Source organism: Bradyrhizobium sp. URHA0013, assembly GCF_000518345.1.
Lineage (GTDB): Bacteria > Pseudomonadota > Alphaproteobacteria > Rhizobiales > Xanthobacteraceae > Bradyrhizobium.
In genome coordinates this window covers 958996-975694 of the sequence record NZ_KI912426.1, presented here as the reverse complement: position 1 = coordinate 975694, position 16699 = coordinate 958996, and the positions used below count along the sequence as shown (strand labels likewise).

The 16699-nt window shown below is 67.6% G+C and carries 16 protein-coding genes and 2 riboswitches; of the genes, 3 read left to right on the top strand and 13 right to left on the bottom strand.

Translation table 11 applies throughout. The features are described 5' to 3' along the window. Positions 1-29: 29 nt before the first annotated feature. Positions 30-250: riboswitch (cobalamin riboswitch) on the bottom strand. Positions 251-295: 45 nt separating this feature from the next. The 5 genes from cobA to N551_RS0125080 are packed head-to-tail and all read right to left on the bottom strand — an operon-like array spanning position 296 to position 4659. Continuing rightward, positions 296-1027: a uroporphyrinogen-III C-methyltransferase gene (cobA, locus tag N551_RS0125100; RefSeq protein ID WP_027569246.1), complete on the bottom strand. Its 732-nt coding sequence runs from the start codon at positions 1025-1027 to the stop codon at positions 296-298. Next, complete coding sequence (locus N551_RS0125095) at positions 1024-2334, bottom strand: cobyrinate a,c-diamide synthase (protein WP_027569245.1); 1311 nt, start codon at positions 2332-2334, stop codon at positions 1024-1026. The genes cobA and N551_RS0125095 overlap by 4 nt, the downstream gene beginning before the upstream one ends. Beyond that, positions 2334-3116: a precorrin-4 C(11)-methyltransferase gene (gene cobM, locus N551_RS0125090; protein ID WP_027569244.1), complete on the bottom strand. Its 783-nt coding sequence runs from the start codon at positions 3114-3116 to the stop codon at positions 2334-2336. The genes N551_RS0125095 and cobM overlap by 1 nt, the downstream gene beginning before the upstream one ends. Continuing rightward, positions 3113-3481, bottom strand: a complete 369-nt coding sequence (locus N551_RS0125085) for a cobalamin biosynthesis protein (protein WP_027569243.1) — start codon at positions 3479-3481, stop codon at positions 3113-3115. The genes cobM and N551_RS0125085 overlap by 4 nt, the downstream gene beginning before the upstream one ends. After that, positions 3478-4659: a bifunctional cobalt-precorrin-7 (C(5))-methyltransferase/cobalt-precorrin-6B (C(15))-methyltransferase gene (locus N551_RS0125080; RefSeq protein WP_027569242.1), complete on the bottom strand. Its 1182-nt coding sequence runs from the start codon at positions 4657-4659 to the stop codon at positions 3478-3480. The genes N551_RS0125085 and N551_RS0125080 overlap by 4 nt, the downstream gene beginning before the upstream one ends. Between N551_RS0125080 and N551_RS0125075 the strand changes: the two genes are divergently transcribed. After that, entirely contained in the window at positions 4658-5404 is a 747-nt protein-coding gene (locus N551_RS0125075) for a cobalt-precorrin-6A reductase (RefSeq protein WP_027569241.1), read from the top strand. The two genes, N551_RS0125080 and N551_RS0125075, sit on opposite strands and share 2 nt — an antisense overlap. Here N551_RS0125075 and cobJ read toward each other — a convergent pair. The 7 genes from cobJ to N551_RS0125040 are packed head-to-tail and all read right to left on the bottom strand — an operon-like array spanning position 5380 to position 13294. Next, positions 5380-6114 carry a precorrin-3B C(17)-methyltransferase gene (gene cobJ / locus N551_RS0125070; RefSeq protein ID WP_027569240.1) on the bottom strand — a complete coding sequence of 245 codons (735 nt, stop codon included), beginning with the start codon at positions 6112-6114 and terminating at the stop codon, positions 5380-5382. The two genes, N551_RS0125075 and cobJ, sit on opposite strands and share 25 nt — an antisense overlap. After that, positions 6111-6842, bottom strand: coding sequence for a precorrin-2 C(20)-methyltransferase (locus N551_RS0125065; protein ID WP_027569239.1), 732 nt, complete (start codon positions 6840-6842; stop codon positions 6111-6113). The genes cobJ and N551_RS0125065 overlap by 4 nt, the downstream gene beginning before the upstream one ends. Further along, positions 6843-7472, bottom strand: a complete 630-nt coding sequence (locus tag N551_RS0125060; RefSeq protein WP_027569238.1) for a precorrin-8X methylmutase — start codon at positions 7470-7472, stop codon at positions 6843-6845. After that, positions 7472-8635 (bottom strand): precorrin-3B synthase, encoded by a 1164-nt coding sequence (gene cobG / locus N551_RS0125055; RefSeq protein WP_027569237.1) that lies wholly within the window; start codon positions 8633-8635, stop codon positions 7472-7474. The genes N551_RS0125060 and cobG overlap by 1 nt, the downstream gene beginning before the upstream one ends. Further along, the gene (gene cobN / locus N551_RS0125050) at positions 8632-11880 is read right to left on the bottom strand and encodes a cobaltochelatase subunit CobN (protein ID WP_027569236.1); all 3249 of its coding nucleotides are present in this window, start codon (positions 11878-11880) and stop codon (positions 8632-8634) included. The genes cobG and cobN overlap by 4 nt, the downstream gene beginning before the upstream one ends. Then, complete coding sequence (gene cobW, locus N551_RS0125045) at positions 11880-12914, bottom strand: cobalamin biosynthesis protein CobW (RefSeq protein WP_027569235.1); 1035 nt, start codon at positions 12912-12914, stop codon at positions 11880-11882. Before cobW ends, cobN begins: the two co-directional genes overlap by 1 nt. After that, a complete protein-coding gene (locus tag N551_RS0125040; protein ID WP_027569234.1) occupies positions 12911-13294 on the bottom strand; it encodes a DUF1636 domain-containing protein in 384 nt (127 codons plus the stop codon). The genes cobW and N551_RS0125040 overlap by 4 nt, the downstream gene beginning before the upstream one ends. Positions 13295-13388: 94 nt before the next feature. Continuing rightward, a riboswitch (cobalamin riboswitch) is annotated at positions 13389-13607 on the bottom strand. A gap of 40 nt (positions 13608-13647) precedes the next feature. On the opposite strand from N551_RS0125040, the gene cobO reads away from it, so the two are divergent. Together cobO and N551_RS0125030 are read left to right on the top strand one after the other, a co-directional pair. Beyond that, the gene (cobO, locus tag N551_RS0125035; protein WP_027569233.1) at positions 13648-14283 is read left to right on the top strand and encodes a cob(I)yrinic acid a,c-diamide adenosyltransferase; all 636 of its coding nucleotides are present in this window, start codon (positions 13648-13650) and stop codon (positions 14281-14283) included. 9 nt (positions 14284-14292) lie between these two features. Beyond that, on the top strand, positions 14293-15741 hold the full coding sequence (locus N551_RS0125030) for a cobyric acid synthase (RefSeq protein ID WP_027569232.1): 1449 nt from the start codon (positions 14293-14295) through the stop codon (positions 15739-15741). Here N551_RS0125030 and cobD read toward each other — a convergent pair. Next, positions 15730-16692, bottom strand: coding sequence for a threonine-phosphate decarboxylase CobD (gene cobD, locus N551_RS0125025; protein WP_027569231.1), 963 nt, complete (start codon positions 16690-16692; stop codon positions 15730-15732). The two genes, N551_RS0125030 and cobD, sit on opposite strands and share 12 nt — an antisense overlap. Positions 16693-16699: the final 7 nt, after the last annotated feature.

Below are 16699 nucleotides of genomic sequence, written 5' to 3'. Positions count from 1 at the left end.
ATCCTTCTTGCCGTCACACCCGACGGCCTTGGCCTCAAAACGTGCACGGCCGGTCTCCTGGCTCGCGGTTCACTGGGAGTCTCCGGCCTTCCCGAACCTTGCGGCCCAGTGGCTGATCGAAGTCCCTCACCGCTTACAGTCGCGGGGGCGGCTGGGGTTTTGGGCGCCGCAACTGGGTCCGCCCATCCCCATTCCCGATTATGCTCCGGCGCTTTGCGCCGCGTCGAGCACCATGCGTCTCCTGTGTGCCCCTTTCGCCAGCCGGGCGTCAAGGGGCGAAGGGCGGCCGAGACCGTCATGACGGATAATCCCCCGCCAGCGCGCCGAACAGGATGACGGCCGCCGTGGAGGCCGCCCCGCCCCGCGCAAGCTGCTCGGCAAGTTCCGAAATGGTGGTGCGGACCAGCCGCTCATCGGGACGGCCGAGCGATTCGGCAAACAACGCCGGCGTGGTTGGGGCGAGCCCGTGCTCGATCAATTTGACGACAAGCGCCGGAAACGTCCGCCGGCCCATATAGACCACGGTCGTCGCCTCTGAATCGGCCAACGCCGCCCAATTGAGGTCTGGCGGCAGCTCGCCGGTGACGTCTGCCCCGGTCACGAACTGCACGCGGCGCGAGGTGTGACGCCGGGTCAGCGGAATGCCGGCTTGCGCGGCGGCGACACAGGCCGACGTGACGCCGGGAATGATCTCGTAGCCGATGCCCGCTTCACGCAGCGTCTCGAGCTCCTCCTCGAGCCGGCCAAAGATGCCGGCATCGCCCGACTTCAATCGCACCACGCGCGCGCCTGTCACGGCGTAGTCGACCAGCAGGCGGTTGACGTGGTGCTGCTTGGTCGAGGCCCGTCCCGCCCGCTTTCCCACCGCGACGAGATTGGCGCCGGGCCGGGCCAGATCGAGGATCGCCCCCGAAGCAAGATCGTCATAGAGCACGACATCAGCTTCGCGCAGCCGCGCGGCACCCTTGAGCGTGAGGAGCTCGGGATCGCCGGGCCCGGCGGAGACAAAGGACACAAAACCGCTCACCGGTCCTCCGCGATCAGGTGGAAGAACGTGCCGGTGGCTTGTCCCCGCCGCGAGCCGGTCTCGGCGATGACGGCGCCTGTCGCGTCGTGCACGACCGCCAGCGGCGTATCGGGTTGCGCGACGATCGTCGAATAGTGGAATTCGTGGCCACGCAGGCGTGCACCCGCCTGATGACCCGGCATCGGTGCGGCGAGCTCGGCCAGACGATAGCCCAGATGCATGCGGCGTTTGGCAAAGCTCGTCTCCAGGCCGAGCAGGCCCGTCATCTCGTGGCTGACGCCGTCGGCGTCGGTCAAAGCGCTGCCCAGCACCATATAGCCTCCGCATTCGCCGTGCACCGGGCGCGTCTCGGCGAAGGCGCGCAATCCGCTGCGGAAGCGCGCATTGGCCGCGATCCTGCCGGCCTGCAGCTCGGGATAGCCGCCCGGCAGCCAGCACACATCGGCGCCTGGATCAGGGCCCTCGTCAGCGAGCGGCGAGAATGTCGAGATCTCGGCGCCCGCCGCGCGCCACGCTTCCAGCATATGCGGATAGACGAAGGAGAACGCGGCGTCACGGGCCAACGCAATGCGCTGGCCGGGCGGCGTCACGTTCAGGCCGCTCCCGGCAGATGGCGGTGACCAGCTGGCAGCCGATTGCAGCACTGCGTCAAGATCGACATGCTCGGCGACGAAGCGCGCGGCCTCGTCGATCAGCTTGCTGATCTCCGTCTGCTCCTCGGCCTGCACCAGGCCGAGATGCCGCTTCGGCAGGCTGATCTCGGCATGGCGCGGCAGCGCGCCGAAGACGGCGATGCCGGCATCCAGCAGCGCGCGCCGCACGAGAGCTTCATGGCGTGGGCTGGCAACGCGATTGAGCACGACGCCCGCAAGGCGCACACCGGGGCGGTAGTCGCGAAGGCCCGCGGCAATCGCGGCCGCCGTTTGTGCCTGGCCCGAGGGATCGATCACCAGCAGCACCGGCCAGTCCAGCATCTCCGCGATGTCGGCGGTCGCCCCGGTGCCGCAGACGCCACGCGCGGCGACGCCGTCGAACAGGCCCATCGAGCCTTCGGCCAGCACGACGTCGGCGTCAGTGCCGCGACTGACGAGATGCGAGATTGTCCCGCGATCCATCGCCCAGCTGTCGACGTTGACCGAGGCGCGTCCTGTCGCGGCTGCATGAAACGCGGGATCGATATAATCGGGGCCGCTCTTGAAGCACTGCACCCGCAATCCGCTGTTGCGCCAGGCGCGCGCGAGCGCAAGCGTCAGCGTGGTCTTGCCGACGCCGGAGGCCGGCGCGGAGATGACGAGCCCTGCTGCCATCACGACACCTCCGGAAAGCGCGGCTCGGCGCCCACGGGGCGATAGCGGCGGTCATAGTCAGCTGCATAGAGACGGCTCTCGGAAAAAACCGCCGAGCCCAGCGTCCTGCCGACCAGGATGAGCGCGGTGCGCTCCATCTCGCTGCCGACGGCAACGTCGAGTGTTGCGAGCGTGGCGCGGATGATGCGCTGGTCGGGCCAGCTCGCGCGCCAGACGATCGCGACCGGACAATCCGCGCCATAATGCGGCGTCAGCTCGCCGACGACCTTGTCGAGCAGATGGATCGACAGATGAATCGCGAGCACCGCGCCGGTGGCGGCGAAGGCGGCGAGCTTCTCGCCTTCGGGCATCGCGCTGGCGCGGCCCGGCGTGCGCGTCAGCACCACCGTCTGGGCAAGGCCGGGCAGCGTCAGCTCGGCCTCCAGCGCAGCCGCGGCGGCCGAGAAAGAGGGAACGCCGGGCGTCACCGTGTAGGGAATGTCGAGCGTGCGCAGGCGGCGAAGCTGTTCGCCCATCGCTGACCAGATCGAGAGATCGCCCGAGTGCAGCCGCGCAACGTCCTTGCCGCCGGCATGCGCGGCAGCGATCTCCGCAATGATCTCGTCGAGCGACATCGGCGCGGTGTTGACGATCCGCGCGCCGGACGGGCAATGCGCCAAGACGCCTTCGGGGACAAGCGAGCCGGCATAGAGACAGACAGGACAGGCGGCGATCAGATCTCGCCCGCGCAACGTCAGCAGGTCAGGAGCGCCCGGCCCTGCCCCGATGAAATGCACCGTCATGCGCCGTCTCCTTCCGCGATCGCCGCGGTCGCGGTGCGATCCTGCGAGACCGCCCGCGTCGCGATCAATCGCGCGCCAGGTCCAGCTGCCGCAAGCGCTGCCGCTTCGGCGACTGATCCCGTCCCGAACTTTTTCGCGATGAGGTTTGACTGCGTCGGCGTGTCGATGCCGGCCAACATTTCGGCGGCGATCGCCTTGATCGGTACGCCGCATTCGCGCGCAAGCTGCTTCAACACCTCCGCGTCGGCTTTGTCGCTGACCGTTGCCACTGCTGCAAGGCCTTCGGGACCACCGGCCGCCAGAAGCGCCTCACGCAGCGAGGCCAGCGTGACATCCTTTTTGAATCCGAGCCCGGCGACCTTCATCGGACCGCGCTCCATTGCACCACGGGCCGCACCGCCTCCCAGGACCGGTAGCGGCCGAGGGAAGCGGCGTGCGCAATCTCCACGCGCATCAGTTCACCGCCGTGGCGCTGGTGCAGCTCACCCAGCAGCGCTTCCGTTTCCAACGTTACTGAATGCGCGACCAACCGCGTACCGGGCGAGAGCCGCGACCAGACCGCGTCGAACATCGCGATGTCGAGACCGCCGCCGATGAACACGGCGTCAGGTGCGTCCAGGTCAGCAAGGACTTCAGGCGCCTTTCCCGTGATGACTGTGATCCGATGTGCCAACCCGAACGCCGCTGCATTGCTGCGAATGTTGGCGGCGCGATCCTCGCGCGCCTCGACGGCGATCGCGGTGCCGCCGCACAGCGTCCACTCGACCGAGATCGAACCCGAGCCCGCGCCAATGTCCCACAGCCGTTCACCGGGACGCGGCGCCAACGCCGAGAGCGCGAGCGCACGGATCGGACGCTTGGTGATCTGGCCGTCATGGACGAAGAGTTCGTCCGATAGTCCCGAGCTGCGGGGAAGACCCTGCGCTCCTCTCGCCTCCACCGCCACCGTCACCAGGCTCCCGGCAAGATCGCCTGCAAAACTGTCGGCGCGATGCGCGTTGATAATTTCGCGCGGCCCGCCAAGCGCGGTAAGCGTCCAGAATGCCGAGGCACCCCATCCGCGCGCCGTCAGCCATTTCGCGAGATCGCCTGCCGCCTTCGCGTCGCGCACGAGGCAAATGATGCGTGCGCCTCGCGCCAGATGCGGCACGAGACGCTCGAATGGCGCGGCGTGGAGACCGAGACAGGCAATTGCTTCGAGGCGCCAGCCCAGTCGCGCGGCGGCGAACGAAAACGTTGACGGCGCGGAATGCGCAATCCACTCGCCGGCGCCCAGCCTTTCGGCGAGGCTCGCGCCGGCGCCGTACCAGAACGGATCGCCGGAGGCGAGCACCGCTGTGGGGCGGCCGCGGCAGCTCAGCACGACATCTGCATCGAACGGCACCGGCCATGGACGGCCGCGCCCGGTTATGCCGGCAAGCGCAAGATGCCGTTCACCGCCGAAGACAGTTTCGGCATCATCGAGCGCCTTTCGGCTTGCCTCGGACAGCCCGGCAAGGCCATCTTCGCCGATACCGATGATGGTCAGCCAGGGATCAGCCATGACGCGCGCCCTCATTCTGGGCGGAACGGCCGACGCGAGCCTGCTCGCGGCGGAGATCGCGCGCGCCGGCATTGACGCTGTGTATTCCTATGGCGGCCGCACCCGCGCGCCCGCCGGTCAGCCGTTGCCGACGCGTATCGGCGGTTTTGGCGGCGTCGGCGGTCTTGCCGATTACATTCGTCGGGAAGAGATCACGCACGTGATCGACTCGACCCATCCCTTTGCCGCCGAGATGAGCCGCAATGCGGTCGCAGCATGCGCGGAAACCGGGACGCCGCTGATCGCTCTGGAGCGGGCGCCCTGGACCAAAGCGCCCGGCGACAACTGGATCGAAATACCTGATGTCAACGCCGCGGTCGCCGCACTGCCCGAGGCGGCGGCAAATGTGTTCCTCGCGATCGGCCGCCAGCACATCGCACCGTTCGCGACCAGGCCGCAGCACGCCTACACGCTGAGATTTGTCGATCCGCCCGATGCGCCCCTGCCCTTTGCCGCGGACGTGATCGTGTCGCGTGGGCCATTCACGCTTGAGGCCGAGCTGGAGATGATGCGCAAACGCAGCATCACCCGGATCGTCGCCCGCAATTCGGGCGGCGACGGCGCGCGCGCCAAGATCGACGCTGCGCGGGTACTCGGCCTGCCGGTGATCATGATCGCACGACCGCAACTGCCGGAAAGATTGCGGGTCGAGGGCGTGGCCGAGATCATGCAATGGCTCGGTCATCGCACCTGCCTCGGCGCATAGACCCAGCGGCCGACGCGGCGTGTCTGCGAGTTGCCCACGATCACCAGCGTGCGCATGTCGGCCATTTCGGGTGTCGCTTCCTTCAGCCTGACGGTCTCGATCTTTTCATCGGCGGCGCTGATCGCGCGCGCGAAGATCACGAGGCGCTCGCCGCAGCCGGCCTCCTTCAGCACCGCAAGCGCGCGGCCAAAACCCTCCGGTCGGCTCGCCGAGCGCGGATTATACATCGCAATGGCAAAGTCGGCTTCCGCGGCGAGCCGCAGGCGCTTCTCGATCACCGCCCACGGCTTGAGATTGTCCGACAGGTTGATTGCACAGAAATCGTGGCCGAGCGGCGCGCCGGCGCGCGCGGCAGCCGCCAGCATCGCAGTGACGCCGGGCAGCACACGGATCGGCAGCTCCTGCCATTGCGGCGCCTGTTCGAGCGCCTCGAACACGGCAGAAGCCATTGCGAAGACGCCGGGGTCGCCGGAGGACACGATAACGACTTGCCCGCCTTCGGCCGCGAGCCGCAGCGCCTCGCTTGCGCGCTGCAGCTCTTCGCGATTGTCGGAAGGATGCAAAGTGAGCCCTGCCCGCGCTGGCACGCGCGCGACATAGGGCGCGTAGCCCAGAATATCGGTCGCGGCGGCAAGCGCGGCGGAGACCTCGGGCGTCACCAGCGCATCGCTGCCCGGCCCGAGGCCCGCGATGGTCAGCGTGCCCGTCATTCGGCGGCGTCCGGATGCCGGCCCTTGCCGTGCACGAGCACGATCGCGAAATAGGGGCAGTCGGCGGCATCGATCTCCGCGAGCCGCACCACGCGCTCGCCCGGCATGGTGCCGCGCTCGACCAGCCAGGCGTCGTCCAGCCGTCCGGCGGCAGCGAGCGCGCGGCGGACCTTTGCCAGATTGCGCCCGGTCTTCATGATCACGAGCGCATCGGAATCGCGCATGCGGCGCTCGAGCTCGGCCTCGGCGAGCGTGCCCATGAGCACCGTCGTCACGTCATCACCGAGCGCGATCGGCTGTCCCACGCCATTCCAGCAGCCGACCATGCCGGGAATGCCGGCGATCACCTCGATCTCGACACGGCCTTGCAGGCGCGTGTGCAGATGCATGAAGGAGCCGTAGAAGTAAGGATCGCCCTCGCAGAGCACGACGACGTCGATCGCACGCGCCAGCCGGGCCAGACGTTCCGCCCATTCGTCGTGGAAGCCGGCAAGCAGCTGGACATATTCAGGCGTGTCGAAGGCGATTTCCGTGGTGACCGGATATTCCATCGGATATTCGGTGACGTCGGCCGCCAACATGCCCTCGACGATGCGGCGCGCCTGGCCGGGCCGGCCCTTCTTGCGGAAATAGGCGACATGCTTTGCGCCGCGCACCGTGCGATCGGCGCGCACGCTCATCAAATCGGGATCACCGGGGCCGAGACCGCAGCAGATGATGCGTCCCATCTATTCGCTCCGGCTCGCCAGCGCGTTCACGGCGGCGACCGTGATCGCGGAACCGCCGAGGCGGCCCTCAACCGTGAGCGCCGGCACCTTCGGATCGGCCATCAGCGCAGCCTTGGATTCGGCCGCGCCGACAAAGCCGACGGGACAGCCGATGATCGCCGCGGGCCGCGGGCAGCTCCGGTCCTCCAGCATGTTGAGGAGATGAAACAACGCGGTCGGCGCATTGCCGATCGCCACGACCGCGCCGTCGAGATGCGGCCGCCACAGCTCCAGGGCCGCAGCCGAACGGGTGTTGCGCATGGACTGCGCGAGCCCGGGAAGGGTCTCGTCGCCCAGCGTGCAGATGACGGCGTTGGCGGCGGGAAGCCGCGCGCGCGTAATTCCTTCGGAGACCATGCGCGCGTCGCACAGGATCGGTGCGCCCTTCTGCAACGCCGCGCGGGCGGCGACCGCCATGCCTGATGTGAAGCGGATATGCGCTTCGAGGCCGACCATGCCGGCGGCATGGATCATCCGCACCACCACCTGCTCCTCGTCCGGCGTGAAGCGCGCAAGATCGGCTTCGGCCCGGATGGTCGCAAAGGACTGCCGGTAGATCGCCGCGCCGTCGGTCTCGTAAATGTGCGGCATCAGTGCCCTCCCATCAAGATGGAGGGATCTCTGACGATGTCGTCGCGGTTCAGCCCCCGCAGGATGGGCTCATCGCGCGTCGACCCGGCGCGCACGAGATCGAAGCCGGCGCCGGTCGCGACCAGAGTGATGGCGGCTGGACCGGAATGGGCGCAACCCTTGGCACAGCCGGAGACGTGGAGCCGTGCGGCCGCGCCGATGTTCGGGGCCAGGGCCGCGGCAAGGCCGCGGGTATCGGCATGCGCCTCGCGACAGCGTGGCGCACCGCTGCAAGCGATGACGCGCAGCGCAGGGTCGTAGGCCTCGGTGATGAGACCGGTCACGCTCGGCATCGCGCGCTTGCCCTCGCTCAAAACCATCCGCCATGGCGTCATGCGCAGCGCATGTCCGCAACCGGCGAACTGGTTGAGCGTCGCATGCGCCATCTGCCCGAAGGCGACGCCGACCATCGCACCTTGCGCATAGAGGCCGGGACGCGCCGCCGCCATGATCGGCGCCGGCTCGGCCTCGCCGCGCAATGCCTCCGGCAGGATTGCGCCAGTGGCAAGATGCGCCGCCATCCGCCCTCGCCCGCCTCTGGCGCCGCCTGAGATCACGAACCAGTCGGCGAATGCGAGCGCGGTGGTCACGGCCTCGCCACGCGCGACGGAGCGGCCGAGTTTGTCGCCATCAGCCCGGACCAGCAGTGCGCCGGAATGATCGCGCTCGATCCGCACGTCCGCGGAATCGCCCGCAAGCACGCGTGAGGTGCCGTCGTCGACGGCGAAGCCGAACTTGGTTGGAAGTTCGAGCGAGCTGTCGGCGAGCGCCTCCTCGAGCTCGGCGGCGAGCGATTGGGTCGCGTCGCCGGCACGCCAGAACGGCGTCACAAGGATGTTGCGACGGGATTCGGTCTCAGCATCCGGGTCGAGCAGCGCCAGTTGCGCAAGCCCGTCGAGTAGCAGCCTGTGGCTGGTCTCGTTGACGCCCCTGATCTGGAGATTGGCCCGGCTGGTCACGTCGATCAGGCCGTTGCCATGGCGTTCGGCAAGATGGGCCAGTCCGGAGATCTGGGCCGCGTCGAGCCGTCCGCCGAACGGACGCACGCGGACCACGAGCCCGTCGCCCGATTGCATCGGGCGCAGCGCGCCGGGACACCAGCCCTTGACCACGGAAGCGCTCATGACGCCTCCCGCAGCGCAGCCGCAATCGAATTGCGGCGCGTTCGCCAGAGCGAGGCCTCATGCAGGCGCGTGAAACACGTCTCCATCGCCGCGAGTGCCGCCGGATTTTCGCGGGCCATGAAGGCCCGGACCTCGTCATGTCCGAGCGTCGCATCGTAGTAGAGGTCGAACAGATGCGGCGGCACGGCGCCGGCCAGATGCGCGAAGGCCGCCATGTGCTCGAGCGTTGCGGTGATCTCGGCCGCTCCGCGAAAACCGTGGCGCATCATGCCGGCGATCCAGGCCGGATTGGCCGCGCGCGCGCGGACGACACGGGAGATTTCCTCGGTCAGCGTACGCGCATGCGGCTGCTCGGGCCGCGTCGCATCGAGATGATAGAGCGATGGTCCTGCCGCGCCGAGATGGGCTGCGGCCGCCGCAATGCCGGCCTCATGCGCGGCATAGTCGGCCGCGAGCAGAAGATCGGTTTCCGGCAAATCCTGCACGTGAACAAAAGCATCGGCCGATGCGAGCCGCTTCTCGATACCGGCACGATCGAGCCTGATCTCGCCATCGGCCGAAAACGCCCATGACGATGCCGAGAGCCAGGCTTCGCCGGCGGCTTCGCGCGTCTCGGGCGTGAAGGCGTCCGGGATTGCCGAGAGGCCGACGCCGTATTGTCCGGGACGCGGCGCGAACACGCGCGATGTGCGATGGCGATATGGATTTTCGTTGCCCTCGTCCTCGCGGGCCGACAGCGCCTCGGCTGCCGCCTCGAACAATTGCGCAAGACCTGAGAAGACGTCGCGAAACAGGCCCGAGACCCGCAGCGTGACGTCGATGCGGGGCCGGCCAAGCTCGGCAGGCGCGATGATGTCGTAGCCGGTCACACGGCCGGAGGCGTGATCCCAGCGCGGTGCGAGGCCGGCCAGATGCAGCGCCATGGCAAACTCTTCGCCCGCAGTGCGCATCGTCGCCGAACCCCAGAGATCGACGACAAGGCCCTTTGGCCAGTCGCCGTGATCCTGCAGATGACGGCGCAGCAGCTCTTCCGCGAGCTTGACGCCTTGCGCGTGCGCCGACGGCGTCGGTACCCCGCGCGGATCGACGGCAAAGAGATTGCGTCCCGTGGGCAGCACGTCCTGACGCCCGCGATAGGGTGAGCCCGACGGCCCCGGCGCGACGCGCTGTCCTACAAGCGCGGCCCGCAAAGCGTCGCGCTCCGCGTCGCCGCAGGCGCCACGGCCGAACACGTGGAGGCCGTCGCCGAACTGGCTTTCCTTGAGATCGCAGACGAAACGGTCGATCCGCGGGATCGCTTCGGCGGGCGCGGCCGTTGCACCGAGGCCGAGATCGTCCTCGAGGCCAGCCGCGCGCGCCTCGTCACGGATCGCGGCGATCAGGCGCTGGCGGCGGGCGGGATCGAGGCCATCGGCCGTCGAGTATTCGTCGAGGAGCTGTTCGAGCCTGCGCAGCCCGTCCGGCACCGCTGATGCCGCGAGCTGCGGCGGCAGATGGCCGATCGTGACGGCGCCCAGGCGCCGCTTGGCCTGCGCGGCCTCGCCGGGATCGTTGACGATGAAGGGATAGATGACGGGCAGATCGCCAATCAGGGCTTCCGGCCAGCACGCCTGCGACAGCGCCACCGATTTTCCGGGCAGCCACTCCAGCGTGCCGTGCGCGCCCATATGCACAACGGCATCACAGCCCTGCTCGCGCAGCCAGAGATAGAACGCGACATAGGCGTGGCGCGGCGTGCGCGCGAGATCGTGATAGTCGCCATCGCGCGTGGTCGCATCGCCACGCTCCGGCTGAACCGCGATGATCGACCGGCCACACTGAATCGCGGCGAAATGGAACGCGCCGTCGCGGCAACCGGGATCGGTCTCCGGCGCGCTCCAGGCTTGCGCGAGATCATCCTGCAAGCCTTGCGGAAGGCGCGACAGCGCAGCACGGTAGTCGGCAACGCTCCAGCTCAAGCTCTGCTTGAGCAACGTCTCGCCGAGCGCATGGACCGGCGCAACATCGAAGCCGACCTCCGAGAGGTCGGACACCAATGCGTCGACCGACGCCAGCGCATCGAGACCCACCGCATGCGCAATCTGATGCGGACGGCCCGGATAGTTCGAGAGCACGAGCGCCATCCCCTTCTCAGCGACGGGCTTCTCCGCAAGGCGCTGCCAGGCCGCAACGCGCGCGGCAACGGCCTTCACGCGCTCCCCGTCGGGCCTGTGTGCCAGATGCGAAAATTGCAAATCGGGATCGCGCATCGCTGCCGATTTGAAGCTCACCACGCCCGCAAACATGCGGCCATCGACCTCGGGCAGCACCACATGCATGGCGAGGTCGCCGGGCGAGAGGCCGCGGAGCGAACTCGCCCAGTCCTCGCGGCGTGCCGTGGAGAGCGCGACCTGGAATACCGGGCAGGATGCGGCATCGAACGGCGTCGTGCCGTCGTCGCCCATCGCCGAGAACGCCGTCGCATTGACGATCGCGGCCGGAGGATTTTGCGCGAGATATTCCCCTAGCCAATCCGCAACGCCTGGAGCCTTCAGCGAGGTGACGAACACACCATGCGCGTCGAACCCCTTCTCGCGCAATGCGGCGATCAGGGCATCGACCGGGCCAGTGTCGGCAGCGGTGAGATAGGAGCGATAGAAGGCCACGAGCGCTCGCGGCCTGCCCTCACCCGACGCCGGCGCGGCAATGACACCGCGCGCCGGATCGTAAAAGCCCATCTCGGGCATGGTCATCTCGCCGATCACGGGGCCGGCATAGAGGCCCGAAGCCAGCGCAAGCTGCGCGATCGCGGCTTGCGATGCGACGGGGCCGCCGGTGTCGCAGAGCACCTTGAGCCGCCGCAGCGTCGAGACCGGCAGGGTCGAATACGCATCCAGACGCGTGTCGTCGCGGCCGTCGGCCGGCAGCACCGCCAGCACGATGCCGCGCTCCTTCGCCAGTTGCTGCAGGGCCCCGAGCCCATACGACCAATAGGACTCACCCCCGATCAGACGGACGAGGATGCCGCGCGCGTGAGCCAGCGTGCGCTCGATATAGGTGTCGACCGAGAGCGGATGACGAAGCTCTGCGAGATTGACGAGCCGTAGCGAGGGCAGGCTGTCGCGGCCACGGCGCCAACCGGCCGCGAACGCCGCCAGATCGGAATCCGAATACGAGAGCACCACGAGATCGGCCGCGTCCTGGCCGATGTCCCTTGGTATCGCGGTCTCCTCGAGACCGCGGCTCTCGCGGAAGACGACGTGCATCAGATACCGAGTCCCGCCTTGATCGCGGCTTCATCAATGTTTCCGTGCTCGCCGATCACTACGAGCTTTGACCGCCTCGCACCCGCGCCCCAGGGCTTGTCGAACTGGTGCCGCACGCGTTCGCCAACCGCCTGCAGCAAGAGGCGCATCGGCTTGCCTTCCATCGCGATGTAACCCTTGACGCGCAGCACGTTCTGCTCGCGCGCCAGACGCTGAACGGATGCGACCAGCGCGTCGATATCGGTGACTTCAGGAAGATCGATCACGACGGACGCAAAATCGTCGTGCTCGTGATCCTCCTCGCCGTCGTGATGCGAGGGACGCGCGGCGAGATCGTTCTCGGCGGCAGCACCGAGGCCGAGGATGAGGCGCGCGTCGATCGCGCCGTCGGTAATCGCCAGCATCGGCACGCGGCGCGACATCTCGGCGGTGATCGCCGCTTTGGCTGCTTCGAGCCCCGCCGCACCCGCAAGATCGGCCTTGGTCAGCAGCACGATGTCGGCGCAGGCGATCTGGTCCTCGAATACTTCCGACAGCGGCGTCTCATGGTCGAGATTGCCGTCCGCCGCGCGCTGCGCCTCGACCGCAATTGGGTCGGGCGCGAAACGGCCGGCAGCAACAGCTTCGGCGTCGGCCAGCGCGATCACGCCGTCGACCGTAATGCGCGAACGGATCTCCGGCCAGTCGAATGCCTTGAGCAGCGGCTTCGGCAGTGCCAGGCCCGAGGTCTCGATCAGGATATGATCGGGCCGCACCGGCCGCGACAGCAGCTTCTCCATGGTCGGAATGAAATCGTCAGCGACGGTGCAGCAGATGCAGCCATTGGCGAGCTCGATGATGTTCTCCTCCGGGCAATTCGCATCGGCGCAGGATTTCAGAATCTCGCCATCGACGCCCTCGCTGCCGAACTCGTTGACGAGCACCGCGAGCTTCTTGCCGTTAGCGTTGGCAAGCAGATGTTGGATCAGCGTGGTCTTGCCCGAGCCGAGAAAGCCCGTGACGATCGTGACCGGAACTTTTGCGAGCGAATTCATTCGGCGGCCTCCGGCACGACGGCCAAGGGGGGAATGGGGGGAATGCGAGCAAGCGATTGCTTGCGGAAGATCTCCGGGCGGCTGCGCCAGGGCACGAGGCCATCGGGTGCGGCCGCATAGGCCGCGGCGCCCGCGACCACGTCGCTCGCATGCGCATCCGAGAGGCGACCATAGACATAGGACCAGCGGCCGGGTGCGCTGAGCGCGACCGAGCAACCCTGGTTGCATGCAGACAGGCATTCGACGGGAACCACGCTGACGCCGTCGGGCACGCCGGCCTCGAGGATCGCACCATGCAGGCGCTTGCCGGGCGTCGTCTCGCCCTCGCCAAGCGTCTGGCCGGCGCGGCAGGTGATGCAGACATGAAGTGTGACGGTCATCGCTTCTTCCAGAATAAACAGCGGGAAGCGAAGAGGCCCACGAACCGTTCTTGCGAAGGCCCGTTTCCCCGTCGCGGAACACCCCGTCCGCCGGTCCAAAATCGTCCGCGCTGGCAGGTCTCCCGGCTTGCGGAGCAGGGTTTCCCCTTCGATCCCCGCCTTCCCGATCCCAAGGGGATCAGTGGCTTCGGGCATCTCTCCGGTCACGGTCGCGGGGGCGGCTGCATTTTGGAACCAAATCTTGCCGATTCGGACCCTATCGCATTCCCTCTTCGCCTGTCGTAGGACAGGAACCAACGCCGGGCCACCATTTGCCCCCGACCGCCTCTTGTCAAGCCGAAGGACCCCGTCCGATGACGTCAGAACCGGATACCCAGACGGGCGACCAAACCGACGCCCGTCACGCCTCGAAAATGGCGAAGAAGAAGGTCGCCCGCGACAAGATCATGGCGACCAAGAGCGGCGAAAAGGGCCTCATCATCGTCCACACCGGCGCTGGCAAGGGCAAGTCCTCCTCGGCTTTCGGCATGATCGTCCGCTGCGTCGCCCATGGCTTCCCCTGCGCGGTCGTGCAGTTCATCAAGGGTGCCTGGGATACCGGCGAGCGCCGCATGCTCACCGGCCATTTCGGCGACCTCTGCCAATTCCACGCCATGGGCGAAGGTTTTACCTGGGAGACGCAGGACCGCGCCCGCGACATCGCCGCCGCCCGCGCCGGCTGGGAGAAGGCCAAAGAGCTGATCCTTGACCAGAATCTTCGCATGGTCGTGCTCGACGAGATCAACATCGCGCTGCGCTACGACTATCTCGACATCGCGGAGGTCGTCGAATTCCTCACGACGCAGAAGCCGCCGATGACGCATGTCGTGCTCACCGGACGCAACGCCAAGGACGAGCTGATCGAGATCGCCGATCTCGTCACCGAGATGACGCTGGTCAAGCATCCCTTCCGTTCCGGCATCAAGGCGCAAGCCGGCGTCGAGTTCTAAGAACTCGCGATGGCGCGCGCATTGATGATCCAGGGGGCCGGCTCGGACGTGGGCAAGTCGCTCATCGTCGCCGGCCTCGCGCGCGCCTTTGTACGACGCGGCCTGCGCGTGCTCCCATTCAAGCCGCAGAACATGTCGAACAATGCGGCCGTCACCGTCGACGGCGGCGAGATCGGCCGCGCTCAGGCGCTCCAGGCGCTCGCCGCCGGCGTCGAGCCGCACACGGACATGAACCCGGTGCTGCTGAAGCCCGAGACGGATGTCGGCGCGCAGGTGATCGTGCAGGGAAAGCGCATCGCGACCGCGCGTGCGCGTGAATATGCGGCGATGAAGCCGTCATTGATGGGTGCGGTGCTGGAGAGCTTCGAGCGGCTGAAGGCGCGCGCCGATCTCGTGCTGGTGGAAGGCGCCGGCAGCCCAGCCGAGGTGAACCTGCGCAAGGCCGACATCGCCAATATGGGTTTTGCGCGCAAGGCCGACGTGCCGGTCGTGCTGGTCGGCGACATCGACCGCGGCGGTGTCATCGCGCAACTCGTCGGCATCAAGGAGGTGATCGACCCGGATGATGCCGCGATGATCCAGGGATTTGTCATCAACAAGTTCCGCGGCGATCCCACGCTGTTCGACGACGGCTATAAGCTGATCGAAGAAAAGACCGCATGGCGCGGCTTCGGCGTGCTGCCCTGGTTCGCGCGCGCCGGCGAGCTACCGGCTGAGGATGCGCTGGGCCTGAGCGATGCGCGCAAGCCGGGCCAATGCAAGATCGCCTGTCTCGCGCTCTCGCGGATCGCCAATTTCGACGATCTCGATCCGCTCAAGCTCGAGCCTGGCGTCGATCTCGTGATGGTGCGGCCGGGCGAGGCCATTCCCGGCGACGTCAGGCTCGTCATCATCCCCGGCTCGAAATCCACCCGCGGCGATCTCGCCTTTCTGCGCGCGCAAGGCTGGGACATCGATCTTCTGGCGCATCACCGCAGAGGCGGCCACGTGCTCGGCCTCTGCGGCGGCTATCAGATGCTGGGACGCAGCGTCACCGATCCCGATGGAATCGAGGGCCCCGCCGGCGACACTCCGGGTCTCGGGCTTCTGGATGTGGAAACGGTGATGAGCTCGGAGAAGACGCTGACGCGTGTCGCGGCGGTGCATGCCGCGACGGATCAGCCGATTCAGGCTTATGAAATCCACATGGGTCGCACCGATGGTCCGGATCGCGCGCGGCCATTCGCAAGGCTGAACGGCGACCCGGAAGGCTCGATCTCGCGCGACGGGCGCGTGCAAGGCAGCTATCTGCACGGCCTGTTCACGTCGGATGATTTCCGCAAGGCGTTCTTGGCGAAGCTCGACATTCCCGCAGGCGACGAGCCCTATCACGCCAGGGTCGAGAGTGCGCTCGATGCGCTCGCCGATCACATCGAAGCCCATCTCGACGTCGAAGGCCTGCTCGCGCTAGCGCGCTAGCGCCTCGGCCAGGCGCGACCATTCGGATTCGCCGCCCGGAAGCCCGAGGCGCAGCCATGCCGGCTCTCGCGCGAACACGCGCGACCAGATATGGCGACGCGCCAGCTTCTCCTGCGCGGCAATCGCGTCAGGCGTCGCGTAGAGACGAAACAGCTGCGTCCCGCCAATGACCGTCCAGCCTTGCGCCTGCACCATGCCGTCGAGGCGACCGCAGTCTCGCGCGAGCCGCGCGGACGTGGCCTCGGCCCAGGCATCGTCACGCAGAGCGCGGCAACCGATCGCGATTGCCGCTCCCGAGACCGGCCAAGGCCCCGACATCGATGCGATCCTGGCGATGTCGGACGAATTGCCGAGCGCGAAGCCGAGCCGCAGGCCGGCAAGGCCGTAAAACTTTCCGAAGGAGCGCAGGATCAGCAGCCCCGGCCGGTCCTCGGATGCAAGCGATAGCTGCGGGGCCGCATCGGCAAAACTCTCGTCGACGACAAGACGGCCGGTGCGCGGCAGCAGGGCCAGCAAACCCTTTGGCGTATGACATCGGCCGTCGGGATTGTTGGGATTGACGACAATGGCGAGGTCGGCGCCGACCAGCGCGTCGAGCTCCCGGACCTCCTGGACCTCCCAGCCCGCGGCCGAGAGGACCCCGGCATATTCATTGTAGGTCGGCGCGAGGATGCGCGCGCGGCCGGGTGGTGCGAGTTGCGGCAGCAATTGAATTGCGGCCTGTGCGCCGCCAAGCGCGACAACCGCCGCGCTCGTGCGGTAAGCGTGCCGCGCCGCCCGATGCAGAGCCTCGATCTCGGCGCGCGACGGCAACGCGCTCCACGCGCGCGAACTCACCTCGCCAACGGGATAAGGCAGACGGTTGATCCCGGTCGACAGATCGATCCAGTCTTCCGCGCGACCGCCGAAGCGCTGCTGGGCCTGATCGAGATTTCCACCGTGCTCGCGCATGCGCTGT